The following is a 20,574-nucleotide window of genomic DNA, read 5'->3' as shown; positions in this document are numbered from 1 at the left end:
TAGCAGTTTTATTTAATCGTTTTTAACAGCTTCTAAGAGATGATAAAAAGGGCATTTTTAATCAGTTTGTTTTTTTGTGTAGCAGGCAATGCTTTCGCGCAGCAAAAGCGTGTATTAGGTTTTGAAAAGCTGAAAACTTATGTGGATAGCTTTAATAAAACAGATACCGAAACGGTTAAAAACTACATCACGAATGACCATGCTTACGACTGGCTTGCCAAAAATGTCCCTTTGTTTGAGTGCCCGGATTCAGCCATTCAAAAGATCTATTATTACCGCTGGTGGACATTCAGGAAACATTTGAAACAAACACCGGATGGCTTCATTTTTACAGAATTTATAACCCCGGTTAGTTTCACCGGTGTATATAACAGTTCAAGCAGTGCTCTTGGTCACCAGGTATATGAGGGGCGCTGGCTGCATGACCCGCGATACATCAACCAGTATATCAATTTTTGGCTTTATGTTGACCCTAAACAGAAGAAGCCGCACCTGCATGCTTTCAGCAGTTGGATTGATGACGCGGTGTATAATTATTACCTCGTAAACCTTGATACACATTTTGTTGAGCAGGCCTTGCTTCCGCTCAATGCCGATTACAATGTATGGGAAACGGAAAAGCAGTTACCTTCCAAATTGTTTTGGCAGTTTGATGTGCGTGATGCGATGGAGGAAAGTATCAGCGGGGGGCGTAAGATCAAAAACATCCGGCCTACCATTAACAGCTATATGTATGGTAATGCCGTAGCCCTGTCAAAAATGGCGGCACTAACCGGCAATGATTCACTGAAAACAAAATATACGCAAAAAGCTATCGACCTGAAAAAACTGGTGCAGGACAGTTTGTGGAATGATAGCGCATCTTTTTTTGAAGTACGTAAACCCGACGGGCATTTTGCCGGGGCCCGCGAGGAACTCGGCTTTATCCCCTGGTATTTCAACCTGCCCGATGATAAGCCGGCATACGCCAAGCAATGGGATCAGCTAACCGACACTAAAGGTTTTAACGCGCCCTGGGGTATCACCACAGCCGAACGCAGGCACCCCTTGTTCCGCACCCATGGTACCGGGCATGGCTGCGAGTGGGACGGCGCGGTATGGCCTTTTGCTACAACCCAAACCTTGAAAGGGTTAGCCAATTTGCTTACTGCTTATCAAAACAAAGGCACTATGACGCCGGGTGTTTTTTATAACGAATTGCACAAATATGCCCTTTCGCATATCAAACGCGGGCAGCCTTATTTAGGCGAATACCAGGATGAAAAAACTGGCTACTGGCTTAAAGGCGATAATCCGAGGAGCAGCTACTACAACCACTCCGGTTTTTGTGATTTGGTCATCAGCGATCTTCTTGGCCTGAAACCGCGTGAAGACAATATACTCGAAATCTTCCCGCTTATCCCTCAAAACCAATGGAAATGGTTTGCACTGGATAATGTACTTTATCATGGGCACACGATCAGCGTGGTTTGGGATAAAACCGGTACAAAATACCACAAAGGCAAAGGTTTTATCATTTATGCCGATGGTAAGGTAATTTCCCGGAGCATACATCTAAAACATGTACTGGTAAAACTTCCGGCTTAATCCTGACTCATTTTCTCTCTTTTATTGGCTTGCTGGCTTTAATGATGATAATATCGTATAGTAGATAGAGAAAATATCAGATGAAATTGCAGCAGCGTACTGATATTTTTGAATACTATACAACCAATTAAGTTCACAACCAAAGGTATCATTTGAGATACTGAAGCCTTCTTTCAAATCAAAGAAACGGGCTTTGGTAAGCCTGTTTAATACGAATGAAAATGAAGATGTCCAATCGTTATCTCCTGCTGTTATTCGCGCTGATCTTTTCTTTTCATTCAAGCTTACACGCGCAAAAACCTTCAAAAAAAATCACCATTATTACCCTGCCTAAACACCATGCAAGGATAAGCTATGGTGTGCAAAAGTTAACGCTGGCCCTGCAACACGCCGGGTATTCAATTGCCGAACAATCTTATAAAGGCGTAATGCCTTCAGGTAATGCCATAGTTGTTGGTTTGCTCGCGGATGCCCCGGTTAAGAAACTGGTTGGCGCTACAAATAATCGCCCGGGAAAAGAAGGTTTTATCATCAGTGATAACGGCCTCAAAAATAAACTATTGATAGCAGGTGCCGATAATTCCGGTGCGCTGTATGGCTGCCTTGAACTGGCGGATAGGATCGGCCTGAATAAAAAAATTCCCGTAAACATTAATCTGCATGACCAGCCCGAAATGGTTTTGAGGGGTACCTGTATCGGTGTGCAAAAGCCTGCCTTACTTCCTGGTCGCGGTACTTATGAGTACCCTTATACGCCGCAGAATTTCCCCTGGTTTTATGATAAGGCTTTATGGATCCGCTACCTGGATTCGTTGGCCCATAACCGCATGAACTCCTTATATTTATGGAATGGTCACCCTTTTGCATCATTGGTAAGGGTAAAAGAATATCCTTATGCCGTGGAGGTTGATGATGCCACCTTTAAGAAAAACGAAGAGATCTACAGTTTTTTGGCTGATGAAGCCGATAAACGCGGCATCTGGCTTATTCAGGGTTTTTATAATATCATTGTATCCAAACCATTCGCCGAAAAAAATAACCTGAAAACGCAGGACAGGAACCGGCACATTGTACCCATCATTGCCGATTATACCCGTAAATCTATCGCCGCTTTTGTGCAAAAGTATCCTAATGTAGGTTTGCTGGTTACGCTGGGCGAGGCCATGGAAGGTGTTGGGCAGGACGATGTAGACTGGTTTACCCAAACTATAATTCCCGGAGTAAAGGATGGCTTGAAAGCTTTAGGCCGTACCGATGAACCGCCGATCGTTCTTCGGGCACATGATACCGACGCGCCCAATGTAATGAAATACGCCAAACCACTTTATTCAAATCTATATACCGAAGCAAAATACAATGGCGAGGCGCTAACAACCTATGAGCCGCATGGTCCCTGGGCCGATTTGCACCGTACGCTGAGCAGCATTGGCACCGTGCAGATAGAGAACGTGCACATCATGGCCAACCTGGAGCCTTTCCGCTATGGTTCGGCTGATTTTATACAGAAATGCGTACAGGCCATGCATACTATTTATGGGGCAAACGCCTTGCACTTGTATCCGCAGGCATCATATTGGGACTGGCCTTACACTGCTGATAACACAGGCGGAAAACGTTTGCTGCAGTTGGACAGGGACTGGATCTGGTACAAAGCATGGGCGCGCTATGCCTGGGATAGTAAAAGGGACAGGGCTGGTGAGATAAGCTATTGGGCAAAGCAACTGGCCGATAAATATGGATGCGATCAGGCAAATGGGGAAGCAATTTTAAAAGCTTATGAAGAGTCGGGCAATATCTCGCCCGAACTGTTGCGCCGTTTCGGGATCACCGATGGTAACCGCCAAACCATGACTTTGGGCATGTTGATGAGCCAATTGGTTAATCCCGAAAAATACGGTCTGTTCTCTTTGTTGTATAATTCGGAAGGGCCTGTTGGCGAAATGATGAGTGAGTACGCCGAAAAGGAGTGGAAGCACCAACCGCATGTAGGCGAAACACCGGTTAAGGTTATTGACAGTGTGATACTTCAAGGGAAAAGAGCTGTTGGTGCTATCGATAAAGCATCGGCGGGGATAAAAAAAGACAATGCCGAGTTTGCCCGTTTAAAAAATGACATGTATTGCTATAATGCTATGGCTAATAGCTATGCTTACAAGGCAAAGGCAGCTTTGTGGGTACTGCGTTATAAATATTCGGATAATGTTGCTGATCTGGAAAAGGCACTACCCGAGTTGCAAACCAGTCTGGAGTATTATAAACAACTGGTAAAACTAACCGAAAATACTTACCTGTATGCCAACAGCATGCAGACCAAGCAGCGCAAAATCCCGGTTGGTGGTAATGATGCCAAAATGAAAACCTGGGTCGAGCTTTTACCGGTTTATCAAAAGGAGCTTGACAACTTTAAACGGAATATCGATTCGCTGAAATCGCCCCAAACGCAGCAAAAACAAAAGGAGGTTACGGTTTTGAAGAATGAGCCGGTGAAGCTTGAAAATAGTGGCAGTGGTAGTAGCAGTTATCAGATAAATTCAGGCGAAGCGGTTTATGCCGATACCGCCGCGCTGATAAAAAACATAGCAAAAGAGTTGGCAGGTTTAAAAGGGATTAAGCTATCCAAAGCAGATCAGCAGAAGAATGGTACAACCATCAGCTTTAAAAATGATAAGCCGGTAAAAGTGCTGGTCGGTTTTTTCAATAGCAAGCTGCCGCAATATCTGCCCGAGCCGCAACTGGAAACAGATGCCAGTGCCAATGACTATGGCCAGGCTGATATTAAGATTGCCAATGCTATTCAAATTGATGGCCTGCCGCCTGTAAATATCCATACATACACTTTTAAAGCCGGGTCAAATACCCTTACCTTAGGTAAAGGATCCGCCTTGGTTTTGGGTATTGTTGATGCAGATGCCAATGTGCCGGTTTACGATGCCGGCTTAAGCAATGAAGGTAATATCAAAGATTTACGCTGGCTTTTTAACTGAAATCTATGAAAATCCGGAAGAGTTTATTTATTGTGATATTCATGTTTGGGGTTGTGCGGGTATTTGCCCAATCGCAACCACTAAAGCTTTGGTATAAACAACCCGCCCAAAAATGGACTGATGCCTTACCTGTTGGTAATGGCCGTATAGGGGGCATGGTCTACGGTGGCGTTGTCGAAGACCATATCCAATACAACGAACAAACCCTATGGACAGGCGGCCCCCGCGACTATAACCGTAAAGGAGCCGTGAAATATCTGGAACCTATCCGCAAACTACTTTCCGAAGGTAAACAAGCCGAAGCGGAGGCGATGGCCCAGCAGCATTTTATGGGCATGAAGAGCAATGAGTTGAACTATGCTGCTGATTCGGCAAAGTGGTTTAACGCTATGAAGGACATTCGCCCGCCGCTTAAGAGTAAGGAATGGACACCCATTACATTGCCAACCGAGCAGGGCTGGGAAACAGCGCCCGGTTTGGAGGGCCTGGATGGTGCGGTTTGGTTCACAACGACCGTTAACGTCCCCCCTGATTGGCAAGGGAAAAACCTGGTTTTAAATCTTGGGCGCATTCGCGATATTGACTTCACTTACGTTAACGGAAAGCGCATTGGCTCCACCAATGGCACTGCCTACCGCAAATATACCATCCCGGCTGCCGATGTACATTTAGGTAGCAACCAGCTATCTGTTTTGGTAGTTAATTTTTACGATAAAGGTGGATTTACAAGCAACACTAAAACTTTATCAGTTTATCCCGAAGGACGTGAAAGCGATGTGATTAGTCTTGCCGGGGCATGGCATTACCATGTGCAGGATGATAACCCGCCTGCATATCCCCGTTACAATGCCGATTACCAGCCTTTTGCCGATTTGTACCTGCAATTTCCTAAGCAGGAAATAACAGATTATAAACGCGATCTCGATCTTACCAATGCCACGGTTCATGTAACTTACAAAGCCGATGGCGTTAACTATGCCCGCGAATATTTCAGCAGTGCCCCCGATCAGGTAATGGCCGTACATCTCACCGCTGATAAACCCGGTAAAATCACATTGGAGGCTTTATTGAGCAGTCTGCATAAAAACTATGTCATCCGTAAAATTGATGATCACACGCTGGCGATATCTTTAAAAGTAAAAGACGGTGTTTTACGTGGCGTAAGTTATCTGCATGTGCAATCTATAGGTGGCAAGGTTGTAGTAAGCCCGAAAAGTATATCGGTTACCGGAGCTAATGAAGCGACGTTTTATCTCACAGCCGCTACCAATTTTAAAAACTATCACGATGTATCGGGCAACCCGGAGGCCATCTGTAAAAAACAAATTGCAGCTATAACTACTAAGAGCTATGCAACTATCAAAGCTGCTCATATAAGGGATTATCAAAAGTATTTCAATACGTTTTCTATCGATTTAGGAAAGGGCGAAAATGCTGATCTGCCTACAGATGAACGCATTTTGAAGTTTGGAAAATCTCCTGATCCTTCATTTATTAGCTTATATATGCAGTTTGGCAGGTATTTGCTGATTTCGTCGTCAAGGCCGGGTGGTGGTCCGGCAAATTTGCAGGGTTTATGGAATAACCTGCTTACACCTCCATGGGGTAGCAAGTTCACCACTAATATCAACCTCGAAATGAATTACTGGCCCGCCGAGCTGCTTAACCTGTCAACTTGCAGCGAGCCGTTTTTTAGCATAGTCGATGACCTCGCCAAAACCGGGCATGAAACCGCTGTTGAGCATTACGGCGCACCTGGATGGGTATTGCACCATAATACAGATTTATGGCGAGGGACGGCACCGGTTAATGCTTCCAATCATGGCATTTGGGTTAGCGGGGCAGCCTGGCTTTGCCACCAGTTGTGGGAGCATTATTTGTACTCGGGCGACAAGGGTTTTCTGCAAAAACGGGCATACCCAGAAATGAAAGGTGCCGCGGAGTTCTTTGTGCATTTTTTGGTGAAAAACCCTAAAACAGGCTGCCTCATCAGCACGCCATCCAACTCGCCCGAACATGGCGGTTTGGTTGCAGGGCCAACAATGGATCATCAGATCATCCGTGATCTGTTTAAAAACTGTATTGAAGCAGCCAAAGTGCTGAATATTGATCGGGCTTTTGCCGATACGCTGAAACTCAAATACAGTCAGATAGCACCAAATAAAATAGGTAAATATGGTCAGTTACAAGAGTGGCTGGAAGATAAAGACGATACTACGGATACCCACCGCCATATTTCGCACATGTGGGGCGTTTATCCAGGAACGGATATCACCTTCAAAACTCCTGAACTGCTGAAAGCTGCCGAACAATCCATGAAATACCGGGGCGACGAGGGTACCGGCTGGAGCATTGCCTGGAAGGTAAATATCTGGGCGCGGATGCACCAGGGCGATCATGCTTATTTGATGCTAAGCAAGTTGCTTTCACCTGCCGATGTAAGTTCCGGCAAGGAGAAGGGTGGGGTTTACCACAACCTGTTCGATGCACACCCACCGTTCCAGATCGACGGGAATTTTGGCGGCGCTGCCGGTTTGGCCGAAATGCTGCTCCAAAGCCAGGGCGATGCGATTGAGTTATTGCCCGCTTTACCAACTGCTTTACCGCAGGGAAATATTAAAGGTATTTGTGCAAGAGGCGGTTTTGTGCTGGATTTTGAATGGCAAAATGGCCAGTTGAAAAATGTGGAGGTGTTTTCCAAATTGGGCAAAACATGTCGTTTAAGCTACGCTGGAAAGACAGTAGATATTGAGACTCAAAAAGGTAAAAGCTATCGGTTTAATGCTGATTTGAAACAATTGTAAAATGCAGGCAGGGAGAATTAATCATACTCAAAAATGCAGGTCGGTATTTCGATTTGTTTTTGTGTTTTTTATCTTTCTGTTTGGCTTCAATTTAAGCAAAGGCATTGCCCAGCAAAACATCCGCAGGGAGACCTCATTAAATACCAATTGGAAAAGTATCGCCGACGATAACAACCCCAAGGCTAATACAGGTTTTGAACAAGCTGCCTTTAACGACACTAAATGGCAAACGGTAAACGTACCCCATAATTGGGACACCTATGAGGGCTATCGCCGCCTGAAACATGGTAACAGGCATGGCACCGCGTGGTATCGTAAAATATTCGCACTTGAAAACAAGAAAAATGATAAACGCTATTTCTTGTGGTTTGAGGGCGTTAGTTCTTACGCTACAGTATGGCTCAATGGCAAACGGGTTGGTTATCATGCAGGTGGTCGCACATCGTTTACTCTTGATGTAACGGAAGCTATTAAAGCAGGTAAGAAAAACCTGGTGTGCGTAAGGGCAGATCATCCTTCTTTCATCAAAGACCTGCCCTGGGTTTGTGGCGCCTGCTCTGATGATCCGGGTTTTTCGGAAGGATCGCAACCAATGGGTATTTTCAGGCCGGTTCATTTGATAGTTACCAATGCCATTAGAATTGAACCCTTTGGCGTACACATCTGGAATGATACTACTGTTCGTGAAAAATCAGCTACGCTTAATCTTGAAACTGAAGTTAAAAACTACAGTGGGAGGCCATCTAAAGTAATCGTCACCAATAGATTGATTGATGTTAACGGCAAAACTATCGCCCAAACAAAAACAAATAAAACACTAAGTGCAGGGGAGACTAACGTAATAAGTCAACAATTTGCAGATGTTAAAAATGTGCATTTATGGTCGCTGGAAAAACCGTACTTGTACAATGTAGCAACAGAGGTTTGGGCCGATGGGAAATTGATCGACAGAATTCAAACGCCTTATGGTATTCACTGGATCAGTTGGCCCATTGGCAGGAATAATCATGATAATCGTTTTTACCTCAATGGAAAGCCCGTTTTTATCAATGGTATTGCCGAGTATGAACACCTGTTGGGCAAAAGTCAGGCTTTTGAAGCCCAGGAAATTAAAGCACGGGTGATGCAGGTAAAAGCTGCCGGTTTTAATGCTTTCAGGGATGCGCACCAGCCTCATAACCTCGCTTATCAGCAATACTGGGATAAGCTGGGCATTTTATGGTGGCCGCAATACTCGGCGCATATCTGGTACGATTCGCCGGAGTTCAGGGCTAATTATAAGGCTTTACTGGTTGATTGGGTAAAGGAACGCCGCAATAGTCCCTCGGTTATATTATGGGGATTACAGAATGAAAGTAAATTACCTGCCGATTTTGCCCGTGAGTGCAGCACGATCATTCGTAAGCTTGACCCTACTGCTTCATCTCAACGCAAAATAACAACCTGTAATGGCGGAGAAGGCACCGATTGGGATGTGCCCCAAAACTGGACAGGCACTTATGGAGGCAACCCACTTACTTATGGCGATGACCTGAAAAAGCAAATATTAGTTGGCGAGTACGGCGCGTGGCGAAGCCTCGGCTTACATACAGAAGGCCCTTTTAATGCAAATGGTCCACTAAGCGAAGACCGCATGACCCAACTCATGGAAACTAAAGTCCGCCTGGCGGAGTCTGTTAAAGATCAGGTTGCCGGGCATTTTCAATGGCTGCTGTATTCACATGAAAACCCCGGAAGAACGCAGGGCGGCGAAGGCCAACGGGAGCTCGATAGGGTAGGCCCTGTCAATTACAAAGGGCTGTTTACACCCTGGGGCCAACCTACCGATGCTTTTTACATGTACAGGGCCAACTATGCGCCAAAGGATAAAGAGCCTATGGTTTACATCGTATCGCATACCTGGCCAAACCGCTGGCTTATTCCGGGTAAAAAGGATAGCATCATTGTTTATTCCAATTGCGATGAAGTGGAGCTTTTTAATGATCTCAACCATGAGTCATTAGGCCGGAGAAAACGACAAGGTATCGGCACGCATTTTCAATGGGATGGCGCGGATATTAAATACAATGTATTATATGCAGTGGGGTATGTTAATGGTAAGCAGGTAACTCACGATGAGATCATGCTGAATCACTTGCCATCTGCCCCTCATTTATCAAAAGAAAATTCCACTATACTGCAACCGCAAGCTGGTTACAATTATTTATACCGCCTTAATTGCGGCGGCTCGGATTATACCGACAGCTACGGAAACATCTGGATGGCCGACAGGCATCAGGACAATAAACAGCAACCCGGATCCACATCATGGACGGATGATTACCCCGGCATGCCATCCTTCTTCGCCAGCCAGCAACGCACTTTTGACAGGGTTAGCGAAACGGCTGATGGCGAACTCTTCCAAACGTTCAGGTATGGCTTAGATAAATTAAAATTCAATTTCCCGGTGCCTGATGGGGATTACCGTATCGAGCTATATTTTACCGAACCCTGGTACGGTACCGGAGGGGGGATGGATTGTTCAGGCTGGCGTTTGTTTGATGTAGCGGTGAATGGTAAAACTATGATCCATGATCTCGATATCTGGAAAGAAGCGGGATATGCAAAAGCGCTTAAAAAAAGTATTACCGCGCATGTTACCGGTGGGATGCTAACGATTTCTTTTCCAAATGCCGCAGCAGGTGAAGCCATCATATCTGCGATAGCAATCAGTACTTTAAACAAAACCACAAAACCACAATCGGTGGGTTCGGGAATAATTAGCCAATTACAAGGCAATAATAAATGGACGACAAAAAGCTGGATGGACATCGGCCAAAAACAATACACCGATGCCGGGGTAACCTTTAACGATCTTCCACCGGTATTTTATGGTGCTGATTGGATGAGTACAAGCAATTCGGCCCAAGCACAAACAGGCTCATTTATTTTAAATGCTGATGCCGATGTTTATGTAGTTATGGATGTACCGGCATCGCAAAGGCCGGCCTGGCTTTCGGATTATGAAAACACCGGCTTATTTGTAAAAACTGATGCTGATTGTGGGCATCAATTACCCGTTTACAGGAAACGCTTCAAGAAAGCGGATGTAGTTACTTTAGGCGAAAATAAAGGTAAGTTCATGTACACCGTGGTGGTATTGCCTGTTACTTCGCTGCAACCCGCAACTGATCTTCGCAAAACCATCAGTTATAAAGCTGAAGCTGCCGAATTAAAAGGAAGTGGCGCAAGCAGCGATACCTTGAACGGCAAAAAAGTAGTTAAATTTAGCAGCGGTGCGGTCGGCAGTGTGATATTCGCGATAACACCGGGAGTTGCGGATCTGTATGCCCTGCGCATCAAATATTATAACCAAAGCAATCAAACTTTTACAGCAAAAATGCAGCTACTGGCTGCCGATCGTACGGTGATGAAGGAGGAAGAACTGAGTTTTAAACCGGTTGCCAAAAATAAGTCGGGTACGGTTGCAACCAATACGGGCACGAGTATCAACGCGGGTAATTATAAACTGGTGATCACGGGCATTAAAGCTGATGGTTTGGCTGTTTCGGGCATTGAAATGCAATAAAATATTAACATGAAAAGAAAGATCTGCCTGTTATTTCTACTGCTGCCCTTCGGCGCTTTTTCTCAAAATCTGAAGGTGCTTAACCTGCAATGCGAGTACAAAACAAACCCATTAGGTATCGAATCGGCTAAGCCGAAGCTTAGCTGGCAAATGCAAAGCGATGCCCGTAATACAACGCAAACGGCTTACCGGGTTTTGGTTGCTGATGACGCTGCCAAGCTCACAAATAACAATGCCGATATCTGGGATTCGGGAAAGGTACCATCCAACAGATCATTACAAATAGCTTGCAATGGCAAGGGGATGCAAGCCGCCAAAACGTATTATTGGAAGGTAATGGTTTGGGACAATCATGGCAAAGCATCTGCATGGAGCAGTGTTGCCAGCTGGCAAATGGGTTTGCTCACAAAAGCCGACTGGCACGGTGCCGACTGGATAGCCTACGATAAATTGCCCGATTCGTCGGCCATTGTGCCGTTTTATCATGGCAAAGGGCCCAAAAAACTGGGTACTGCTAATGATGTTTTGCCTTTGATGCGTAAGGCATTTAACGTGGAAGGTAAGCTAAAAAAAGCCACGCTTTATTTATGCGGATTAGGGCATTTTGAATTGAGTTTGAATGGTAAAAAAGTAGGCGATCATTTCCTTGATCCCGGCTGGACAAAATATGATAAACAGGCCTTATATGTGCCTTTTGATGTGACCAGTCAACTGATTGCCGGTAAAAATACCATTGGCGTAATGTTGGGCAACGGCTTTTATTACATCCCGCGCGATAGGCGTTACCGCAAGCTTACCGGTGCTTTTGGTTACCCTAAGATGATCTGTCGTTTAATGTTGGAGTATGATAATGGCCGTGTGGATAATGTGGTGAGTGATGGTTCATGGAAAACAGCTCCTTCGCCGGTTACTTTCAGTAGTATTTATGGGGGCGAAGATTATAATGCTAACCTTAAACAACCGGATTGGGATACCAACAACTTTGATGATTCAAAATGGCGAAGTGTGGTTAAGGTAGATGATGTGCCGCAGCTTAACGCGCAAATGGCCGAGCCTTTAAAGATCATGCAGGAGCTTGCTCCCAAAAGCAAAAAACAGCTCACTAATGAGGCATGGGTGTATGATCTCGGCCAAAATTTTTCGGGAATCCCGCAGATTACTGTGCGTGGTAAAAAGGGTGATACTATACGTATTATCCCTGCCGAATTGGTAAATGAGGATGGTAGCGCCAATCAGAAAGCCTCGGGCAGTCCGCATTATTATGATTACGTTTTAAAGGGCGATGGAATTGAAACCTGGCATCCATTATTTACCTATTATGGTTTCAGGTATTTACAGGTTCAGGGTGTTGTTCCTCAAAATGAAGCTAACAGCCAGCAATTGCCCGTCATTGCTGACATCAAAGGCCTGCACACCCGTAACGCTGCTGAAACAGTGGGCAGTTTCGCCTGCTCCAACGAGCTGTTCAACAAAACCTTTAAACTGATTGACTGGGCCATGAAAAGCAATATGGCCAGCGTGTTTACCGATTGTCCTCACCGCGAAAAATTGGGCTGGCTGGAAGAAGCGCACCTGGTTGGCAGTTCCCTGCATTATAACTATGACATTGTGGGCCTGGCGCGCAAGTGTATCAATGATATGCGCATCTCTCAAACCGAAGACGGGCTGATCCCCGAGATCTCGCCCGAATATGTAAAGTTTGATGAGCCTTTCCGCGATTCGCCTGAATGGGGAAGCAATGCTGTGATCCTACCCTGGTATGTATACCAGTGGTATGGCGATAAAGAGGTGCTTGCTCAAAACTATGAGATGATCAAACGATATTTGGCCTACCTTGATAAAAAATCTCAAAACCATTTATTGTACCAGGGTCTGGGCGATTGGTATGACCTCGGTCCAAATCCTCCGGGTGTTTCACAGTTAACGCCGCAAGGGATTACGGCTACTTCGCTTTACTATTATGACCTGGATATAGCGGTTAAAATAGCAAGTCTGCTGGGTAAAAGCGACGATGCCGCATCATATAAAAAGCTGGCTGCCGAAGTTAAACAGGCATACAATCAAAAGTTTTTTAATGCCGAAACCAAACAATACGGTACCGGCAGTCAGGCCGCTAATGCCATGTCTGTTTATGCCGGACTGGTTGAGCCGCAATACAAAGCGGCCGTAGTGAACAATATTGTAAAAGACATTCGCGACCGTGGTAATGCCCTTACCGCCGGTGATATCGGTTACCGTTACCTGCTTCGTGTGCTGGATGATGAAAGCCGCTCAGATGTGATCTATGATATGAACAGCCGTGCCGATGTACCGGGCTATGGTTACCAGCTTGCTCATGGTGCTACGGCCTTAACCGAATCATGGGCGGCGTTGACTTCGGTATCTAATAACCACTTTATGTTAGGCCATTTAATGGAGTGGTTTTACAGCGGTTTGGCTGGCATCCGCCCTGCGGATGATGCTATTGCTTTTAATAAAATAGAGATCAGGCCCGAAACCGTGGGGGATGTAACCTGGGCAAAGGCTAACTACAAATCACCGTATGGAAATATCGTAAGCAGCTGGAAAAAAGATAAGGGGCAGTTTAAGCTCGAAGTAAGTATCCCCGCTAATACTACGGCAAGTATCTATTTGCCTGTTAAAAGTAATGCTGCCATTACGGTGGATGGGCAAAACATCAAAGCAAGGCATGATCTTAAGTTCGTCGGTTATCACGATGGAAAGGCCGAAGTAAAAGTAGGATCGGGTAACTATACATTCATCGCCAAATAAAATATTATATGAACAAGCTAAAAACCAAATGCATAAAGCTGAAACAGGAGAATCGCTTTTAAACAGGAGGCGCCTACGGAGCCAATTCTCTTGATTTTCGTTTCTACAAACATGTTACTCCTACGGAGTTTAAAAAGTGTATGATTATAACTCCGTAGGAGTAACATGTTTATAGCAAAAAACAAGATATATGTATTGGCTCCGTAGGTGTCTCCTTTTCATTACAAGTTTTAAAAGCAATTTTTCTGAAATCTAATGAATTGGTTTTCAGTTTTATAATAGCTTAATCAGTAGACTTATTAATGGACTATATATACAAACCATGAAATACATTTTCAAATCATCCACATTCTTAGTTTATGTTTTTTTAATGCTGAAGGTGCAGGCACAGGAGGTGCCCGAAAAGGTGATGAAAGACATTTATGAGCAAGTAAAAACCCCGTATAAGTACGGACTGGTGATATCGTCCGATGATAATAGCCAGAAGGCCGATTGTCCTATGGTTTTTCGGCAGGGGGATAGCTGGTATATGAGCTATATTATTTTTAACGGTCGTGGTTATGAAACATGGCTGGCCGATAGCAAAGATCTGCTGCACTGGAAAACCCGCGGCCGGATCCTCTCATTTTCTGATGATACCACACGCTGGGATAATAACCAAAAGGCTGGTTATGTTGGCTTGCAGGATTATAAATGGGGAGGCTCGTACAAATTACAGCAATATGATGGCAAGTATTGGCTGTCGTATTTCGGCGGACAAAGTAAGGGGTATGAAAAAGGTTTGTTATCCATAAGCGTAGCTTCTACCGATCAGGATCCGGGTACTGCGCATGAATGGCGAGGATTGGATCATCCCGTACTGTCAAGCATCGATAAAGATGTTAGCTGGTGGGATAACCATACGCAATACAAGCAAACGATTATCTGGGATAAAAAGAAGCTGACCGGTCACCCTTTTATTATGTATTATAATGCCAATGGCGATAGTGTAAACAAAAAACGCGGTGCCGAACGGATTGGTATGGCCGTATCTGACGATATGCTGCATTGGAAACGTTTCGGCAAAGACCCGGTATTGAATCACGGCGATGGCATTACCGGCGATCCATATATTCAGCAGATAGGGAATGTGTATGTCATGTTTTATTTCGGAGCATTTTGGAAAACCGGCGATTCGGGCGTGTTTAACCGCTTTGCCTGCTCGTATGATCTGGTGCACTGGACAGACTGGATAGGAGAGAAGCTCATCCAATCATCTGAGCCTTATGATCATATGTTCGCCCACAAATCATGCGTGGTGAAGTATAAAGGCATAGTTTATCACTTTTATTGCGCCGTAAACAAAGCCGATCAGCGCGGTATAGCGGTTGCTGTGTCAAAAGATCTGGGTAAAAGCGAGCTGAACTTTGTTGCTCCGCCTGTTAAGAAAAGTAAAACAAAATGAGGCTCCGTTATTTATATACGTTGTGTTTAGTACTTTTTACGGCGGGTTTTGCATCCGCCCAAAACGTCCGCAAAACAGAAAGTTTTAACGCAGACTGGAAGTTTTTTTTAGGCGATGACACGGCTGCGAGCCAGGTGAAATTTGATGACAATCGTTGGCGAAAACTTGATCTTCCGCATGATTGGAGTATCGAAGGGGAATTCGACAGTAAAAATCCCACCACGCAGGCCGAGGGCGGGCTGCCTGCCGGTATCGGTTGGTATCGTAAAAGTTTTATGATCCCTGCATCGTCAAAAACTAAAACTATTTTGATTGATTTTGACGGCGTTTTTCACAACAGCGAAGTTTGGATCAATGGCCATTATTTAGGCAAGCGGCCTAACGGTTATATCTCTTTCAGGTATGATTTGACGCCTTACCTCAAATTTGGAGCGCAGCAAAATGTGATCGCAGTTAGGGTTGACAACAGCGATCAGCCTAATTCACGCTGGTACACCGGGTCGGGCATTTACCGCAATGTTTGGTTAACCACTGCCAATAAAATCCATCTGCCGCAATGGTCATCATTTATAACTACGCCGCAGGTTGATCATCAAAAAGCAGCGATTAATATTCGTACGGTATTAGCGGGTTTGGTAGGTTCAAAATTAACGCTCAGGGCTTCGGTTTTGGATGATCAGGGTAAGGTTGTGGGTACAGTTACATCTTCAGTAATTGATACTGTAATTCAACAGAACATTAGGGTTATGAACCCTAAGCTATGGTCAATAAATCATCCTAACCTGTACAAAGTAAAGCTGCAGTTAATTGCTGGTAATAAAGTTATAGATGATTATACGACCACCACAGGTATCCGTTATTTCAACTTCGATGCCGATAAAGGATTTAGACTGAATGGCGAGCCGATGAAAATTCTTGGCGTTTGTCTGCATCATGACCAGGGTGCTTTAGGTACGGCTGTAAATACACGTGCTATTGAGCGCCAATTGCAGATCTTAAAAAATATGGGCTGCAATGCCATCCGTACATCACACAATCCACCGGCACCCGAACTGCTTGACCTGTGCGATAAAATGGGTTTCCTGGTGATGGACGAAGCTTTTGATATGTGGAAGAAGAAAAAAAGCAAACACGATTACCACGAGGACTGGGACGAGTGGCATGTGAAAGATCTGCAAGACCAGGTTTTGCGCGACCGGAACCATCCGTCCATTTTTGCCTGGAGCATTGGCAACGAGATCAGGGAACAGTTTGACAGCACAGGCGTGAGCATTGGTCGCGAATTGGTAAAAATTGTAAAGCAACTGGATAACACACGACCAGTTACATCGGCCCTGAGCGATGCCGACCCTAAAAAGAACTTCATTTACCAGTCGGGCGCGCTTGATCTGGTTGGCTTAAATTATCACCAGGAAGTATACGCCGATTTTCAGAAAAACTATCCCGGCCAAAAGTTTATCGGAACCGAAAACATGTCGGCATTGGCAACAAGGGGGCATTATGATATGCCGTCAGACAGCATCAGGCGCTGGCCAAAGGATGGTAAAACCCCGTTGAAGGATGGCAATGCCGATTTTACGGTATCATCATACGATAACGTATCTGCCTACTGGGGCTCTACGCACGAGGAAACATGGAAGATCATCAAGACGCATGATTTTCTTTCGGGCCTTTTTGTGTGGACCGGCTTCGACTACATTGGTGAACCCACCCCGTACCTGTGGCCGGCCCGAAGCTCATACTTTGGTATTGTTGATTTGGCCGGTTTCCCCAAGGATGTTTATTACATGTACCAAAGCGAATGGACAAACAAATCCGTTTTGCACCTTTTACCGCACTGGAACTGGAAACCCGGGCAGCTGATTGATGTTTGGGCCTATTACAATAATGCGGATGAAGTAGAAGCATTTTTAAACGGTAAATCAATAGGGGTAAGAAAGAAAACCGGCGATGACCTGCATGTGATGTGGCGTGTTAAATATGAGCCGGGGGTATTAAAAGCGGTATCCCGTCGTAATGGCAAAGTGGTTATGACCACGCAGGTAGTTACAGCAGGCGAGCCTTACAAAATACAGCTTAAGGCCGATAGGAGTAAAATTAAAGCCGATGGTAAAGACCTGTCGTATATCACCGTATCTGTTCTGGATAAAAACAACGTTCCTGTGCCTGATGCTAATCAACTGGTAAAGTTTAAAGTAACCGGGCAAGGCGTGCTGAAAGCTGTAGACAATGGTTCGCAAACGGATCTGGATCCGTTTGTATCTGATCAGCACCATTTGTTTAATGGTTTGGGGCTGGCTATTATTCAATCTAAAGCTGTTGGTGGGAAGATTACTGTTACTGCTGCTGCCGATGGGTTGCAGGCGGGTAGTGTTGTGATTGAAAGTTTGCGTTAACAATTAATCAATTTCCAGCGATCACCCGCCAGGCGGCAAATGTGTTGCGAAGACGAGAGGTGCTGGTAAATAATAAACAATGTCATTGCGAGCGCAGCGTGGCAATCTCGTAGCCAATGCATATTTGACTTGCATAGCTACGAGATTGCTTCGTCGTTCCTCCTCGCAATGACATATCTTTTAATAATATCACGGTTAGAAGACAGGTACCTCTCCTGTTTGTGTATTCATTCCGTTAGTGATAATATCCTACAATAGCCGGCGAAAATATTACAGTAAAGGCTAACACCGGTACGTTACATTTGTTATACAATTTTAAACCATAATACTAAATTTACTGTACCACCCGATTAACGCATGAGAGTGTTGCCTGTGTTAGATTTTACCATTATAGGTATTTACCTTATAGCCATGGTGCTGGTTGGATTTTATTTTTCGCGTAAAAATAAAAATGCCGAACAGTTCACCGTTGCATCTGGGTTGATACCGGGTTGGGCCATCGGATTGTCCATTTATGCCACTTTTTTAAGCAGCAACACCTTTTTGGGTGTTCCGGGCAAAGCCTACGGCGGCAACTGGAACGCTTTTGTATTTAGCTTATCCATGCCATTTGCAGCCTGGATAGCGGTTAAATATTTTATACCATTTTATCGTAATACCGGCAACATATCCGCTTATACGCACTTTGAAAAACGCTTTGGTCCCTGGGCAAGGGTTTATGCGGTTATTTGCTTTTTGCTAACGCAGATTGCCCGCATGGGTTCCGTGTTTTTTGGAATAGCACTGAGCTTACAGGCGCTTACCGGCTTGTCTATGAAGATCATCATGATCGTAATGGGCATATCCATTATCCTGTATACCGTATCCGGCGGAATTAAAGCTGTGATCTGGACAGAAGTAGTACAGGCCATCATCAAAACATTAGGAGCCTTGCTCATCATTTATCTCGTGGTAAGCAATATTCCCGGCGGCTTTGATAAGATCGTAGAAATTGGCAAAGCCGATCATAAATTCAGCCTGGGCAGTTTCTCACTTAACTTAACTGAGCCAACATTTTGGGTGATCCTGTTCTATGGTTTTTTCATCAATCTCAACAACTTCGGGATGGATCAGAATTATATCCAGCGTTATCATGCAGCTGCATCTACCAAACAGGCAGCCAAATCGGTATGGCTTTGTGTTGGCATTTATGTGCCTGCATCGTTCCTGTTTTTTGTAATAGGCTCATGCCTATATGCTTACTATAGCCAGCATCCTGATCTGATCTTAAGCCTTAAACACCAGGTAGCTATCGAACGCCTGCCTGCAACAGCTTCGGCAAATGAGGTTGCTGCGTTCATGGGCAAACTTACACCTGCCGATTATGGCGATAAGATCATGCCGCATTTTATGGTTACCAAAATCCCGGCAGGTTTGGTTGGTATTATCGTGGCAGCCATTTTATCGGCAGCCATGAGCACCATTAGCTCGGGCATGAACTCTTCGGCTACAGTTTTCACTATCGATATCTACAAAAGATATTTTAAACCACAGCTCAGCGAAAAAAACACCCTGAATGCATTGCATATAGGCACTGTGGTTTTTGGGTTCGCAGGTATGGCAGCAGGCATAGCTATGATAGGGGTAAAGAGCATCCTCGATTTATGGTGGCAGCTTTCGGGTATTTTTGCAGCAGGTATGCTCGGCCTATTTTTGTTGGGTATCATCAGCAGGCAAACCCGTAACCACGAGGCTATTATCGCCAGCATCATTGGTGTTTTAGTGATCCTTTGGCTTACTTTTCCGGCCCTCATTCCCGAACAATATGCAGCTCTTCGCAGCACGCTCAATACCAATATGATCATTGTTGCGGGTACGCTCGCTATATTTTTAACAGGGATCTTTTTAACCAAAACGAGGCAGTTAACAGTTTAATTTAATCATCAAATGGAACAATCAAAAAAGGGTTTTATCCCGGTAATGTTAACGCCTTTTAAAGATAACGGTGCGGTTGATTACGTAGCACTAACCCGTTTAACCGAGATGTACCTGCATGCAGGTGCCGCAGGAGTGTTTGCCAATTGCCTCTCGAGCGAAATGTTTGAACTGACTGGCGAAGAGCGGTTATCGATCATCAAACACGTAGTTGAAACTGTTGACGGTGCTGTTCCTGTTGTAGCTACCGGTACCTTTGGCGGGCCGATTGAAAAGCAAGCCGATTTTATAAAAAGAGTGTATGACACAGGCACTTCGGCGGTAATAGCCATTACAAGTTTACTGGCCGATGTCAATGAGCCGGATACTGCACTTAACGATCGCGTATTTGACCTTTTTGATCAAACTGAAAATATTCCTTTAGGATTTTACGAATGCCCCGTGCCATACAAAAGGTTATTATCGCCAGAACAGATTCAACATTTTGCAGCAACCGGCAGGGTAATATATCATAAAGATACTTGCCTTAACCTGGAGATAGTAAAACAGAAACTGGAGGCGAGTAAAATTAATAAGGCGTTTGGTTTGTACGATGCTTACATGGTTCATGCGGTTGAATCGCTGAAAGCTGGCTCGGCGGGGTTATCATGTATTCAGGGGAATTTCTTCCCGGAACTTATTGTTTGGTTATGTGATCATTACGATGATGCATCACGCCAGCATGAGGTTGCCATGGTACAGGAGTTTTTAACCGAAAACATGGATGTGATGCATAATGTTTACCCGATTATTGCTAAATATTATCTTACCAAACGCGGTTTGAAAATAACTACCACCACCCGCCGGGATGTTGGCTATTTTTCGCCGGCCATCCGTAATAAAATAGAAGATCTTTATAGTAACTATACCACGCTTCAAAGCGAGATAGGTATTTAAAAATGAAAAAAAACGTCATTGCGAGGAACGAAGCAATCGCGAACTGTACAGGGCACTTGTCTGGTTACTCTGTAAAGTAGAGGATTGCTTCGTGCCTCGCAATGACGTTGGGGATATACCAGTTTTCTTGAATCGTTTTTAAACGGCTTCTAATTTTACTTTGGACTTC

Annotated in this window: 9 protein-coding genes; all 9 read left to right on the top strand. The window is 44.7% G+C overall.

Annotation, left to right across the window (positions count from 1 at the left end; genetic code table 11):
* Positions 1–39 precede the first annotated feature (39 nt).
* The 9 genes from BMX50_RS13590 to BMX50_RS13550 all read left to right on the top strand — a co-directional run bounded on the left by BMX50_RS13590 (position 40) and on the right by BMX50_RS13550 (position 20,405).
* Complete coding sequence (locus tag BMX50_RS13590; RefSeq protein ID WP_091211050.1) at positions 40–1,587, top strand: MGH1-like glycoside hydrolase domain-containing protein; 1,548 nt, start codon at positions 40–42, stop codon at positions 1,585–1,587.
* A gap of 221 nt (positions 1,588–1,808) precedes the next feature.
* Entirely contained in the window at positions 1,809–4,571 is a 2,763-nt protein-coding gene (locus tag BMX50_RS13585; RefSeq protein WP_244280972.1) for an alpha-d-galacturonidase, read from the top strand.
* A 5-nt stretch (positions 4,572–4,576) separates the two neighbouring features.
* Complete coding sequence (locus BMX50_RS13580) at positions 4,577–7,375, top strand: glycoside hydrolase family 95 protein (RefSeq protein WP_091211048.1); 2,799 nt, start codon at positions 4,577–4,579, stop codon at positions 7,373–7,375.
* A gap of 61 nt (positions 7,376–7,436) precedes the next feature.
* Positions 7,437–10,943, top strand: a complete 3,507-nt coding sequence (locus BMX50_RS13575; RefSeq protein ID WP_244280970.1) for a malectin domain-containing carbohydrate-binding protein — start codon at positions 7,437–7,439, stop codon at positions 10,941–10,943.
* 9 nt (positions 10,944–10,952) lie between these two features.
* Entirely contained in the window at positions 10,953–13,715 is a 2,763-nt protein-coding gene (locus BMX50_RS13570) for an alpha-L-rhamnosidase (protein ID WP_091211046.1), read from the top strand.
* Positions 13,716–14,037: 322 nt separating this feature from the next.
* The gene (locus BMX50_RS13565; RefSeq protein ID WP_091211045.1) at positions 14,038–15,159 is read left to right on the top strand and encodes a glycoside hydrolase family protein; all 1,122 of its coding nucleotides are present in this window, start codon (positions 14,038–14,040) and stop codon (positions 15,157–15,159) included.
* Positions 15,156–17,555 carry a beta-galactosidase GalB gene (gene galB / locus BMX50_RS13560; protein ID WP_091211044.1) on the top strand — a complete coding sequence of 800 codons (2,400 nt, stop codon included), beginning with the start codon at positions 15,156–15,158 and terminating at the stop codon, positions 17,553–17,555. Before BMX50_RS13565 ends, galB begins: the two co-directional genes overlap by 4 nt.
* A 357-nt stretch (positions 17,556–17,912) precedes the next feature.
* Positions 17,913–19,469: a sodium:solute symporter family protein gene (locus BMX50_RS13555; protein WP_091211043.1), complete on the top strand. Its 1,557-nt coding sequence runs from the start codon at positions 17,913–17,915 to the stop codon at positions 19,467–19,469.
* 12 nt (positions 19,470–19,481) lie between these two features.
* On the top strand, positions 19,482–20,405 hold the full coding sequence (locus BMX50_RS13550; RefSeq protein WP_091211042.1) for a dihydrodipicolinate synthase family protein: 924 nt from the start codon (positions 19,482–19,484) through the stop codon (positions 20,403–20,405).
* Positions 20,406–20,574 lie beyond the last annotated feature (169 nt).

Origin of the sequence: Mucilaginibacter gossypiicola, from assembly GCF_900110105.1 — a bacterium.
Taxonomy (GTDB): Bacteria; Bacteroidota; Bacteroidia; order Sphingobacteriales; family Sphingobacteriaceae; genus Mucilaginibacter; species Mucilaginibacter gossypiicola.
The sequence above is the reverse complement of the archived record's forward strand: the minus strand, read 5'-3'. Positions and strand labels throughout refer to the sequence as shown.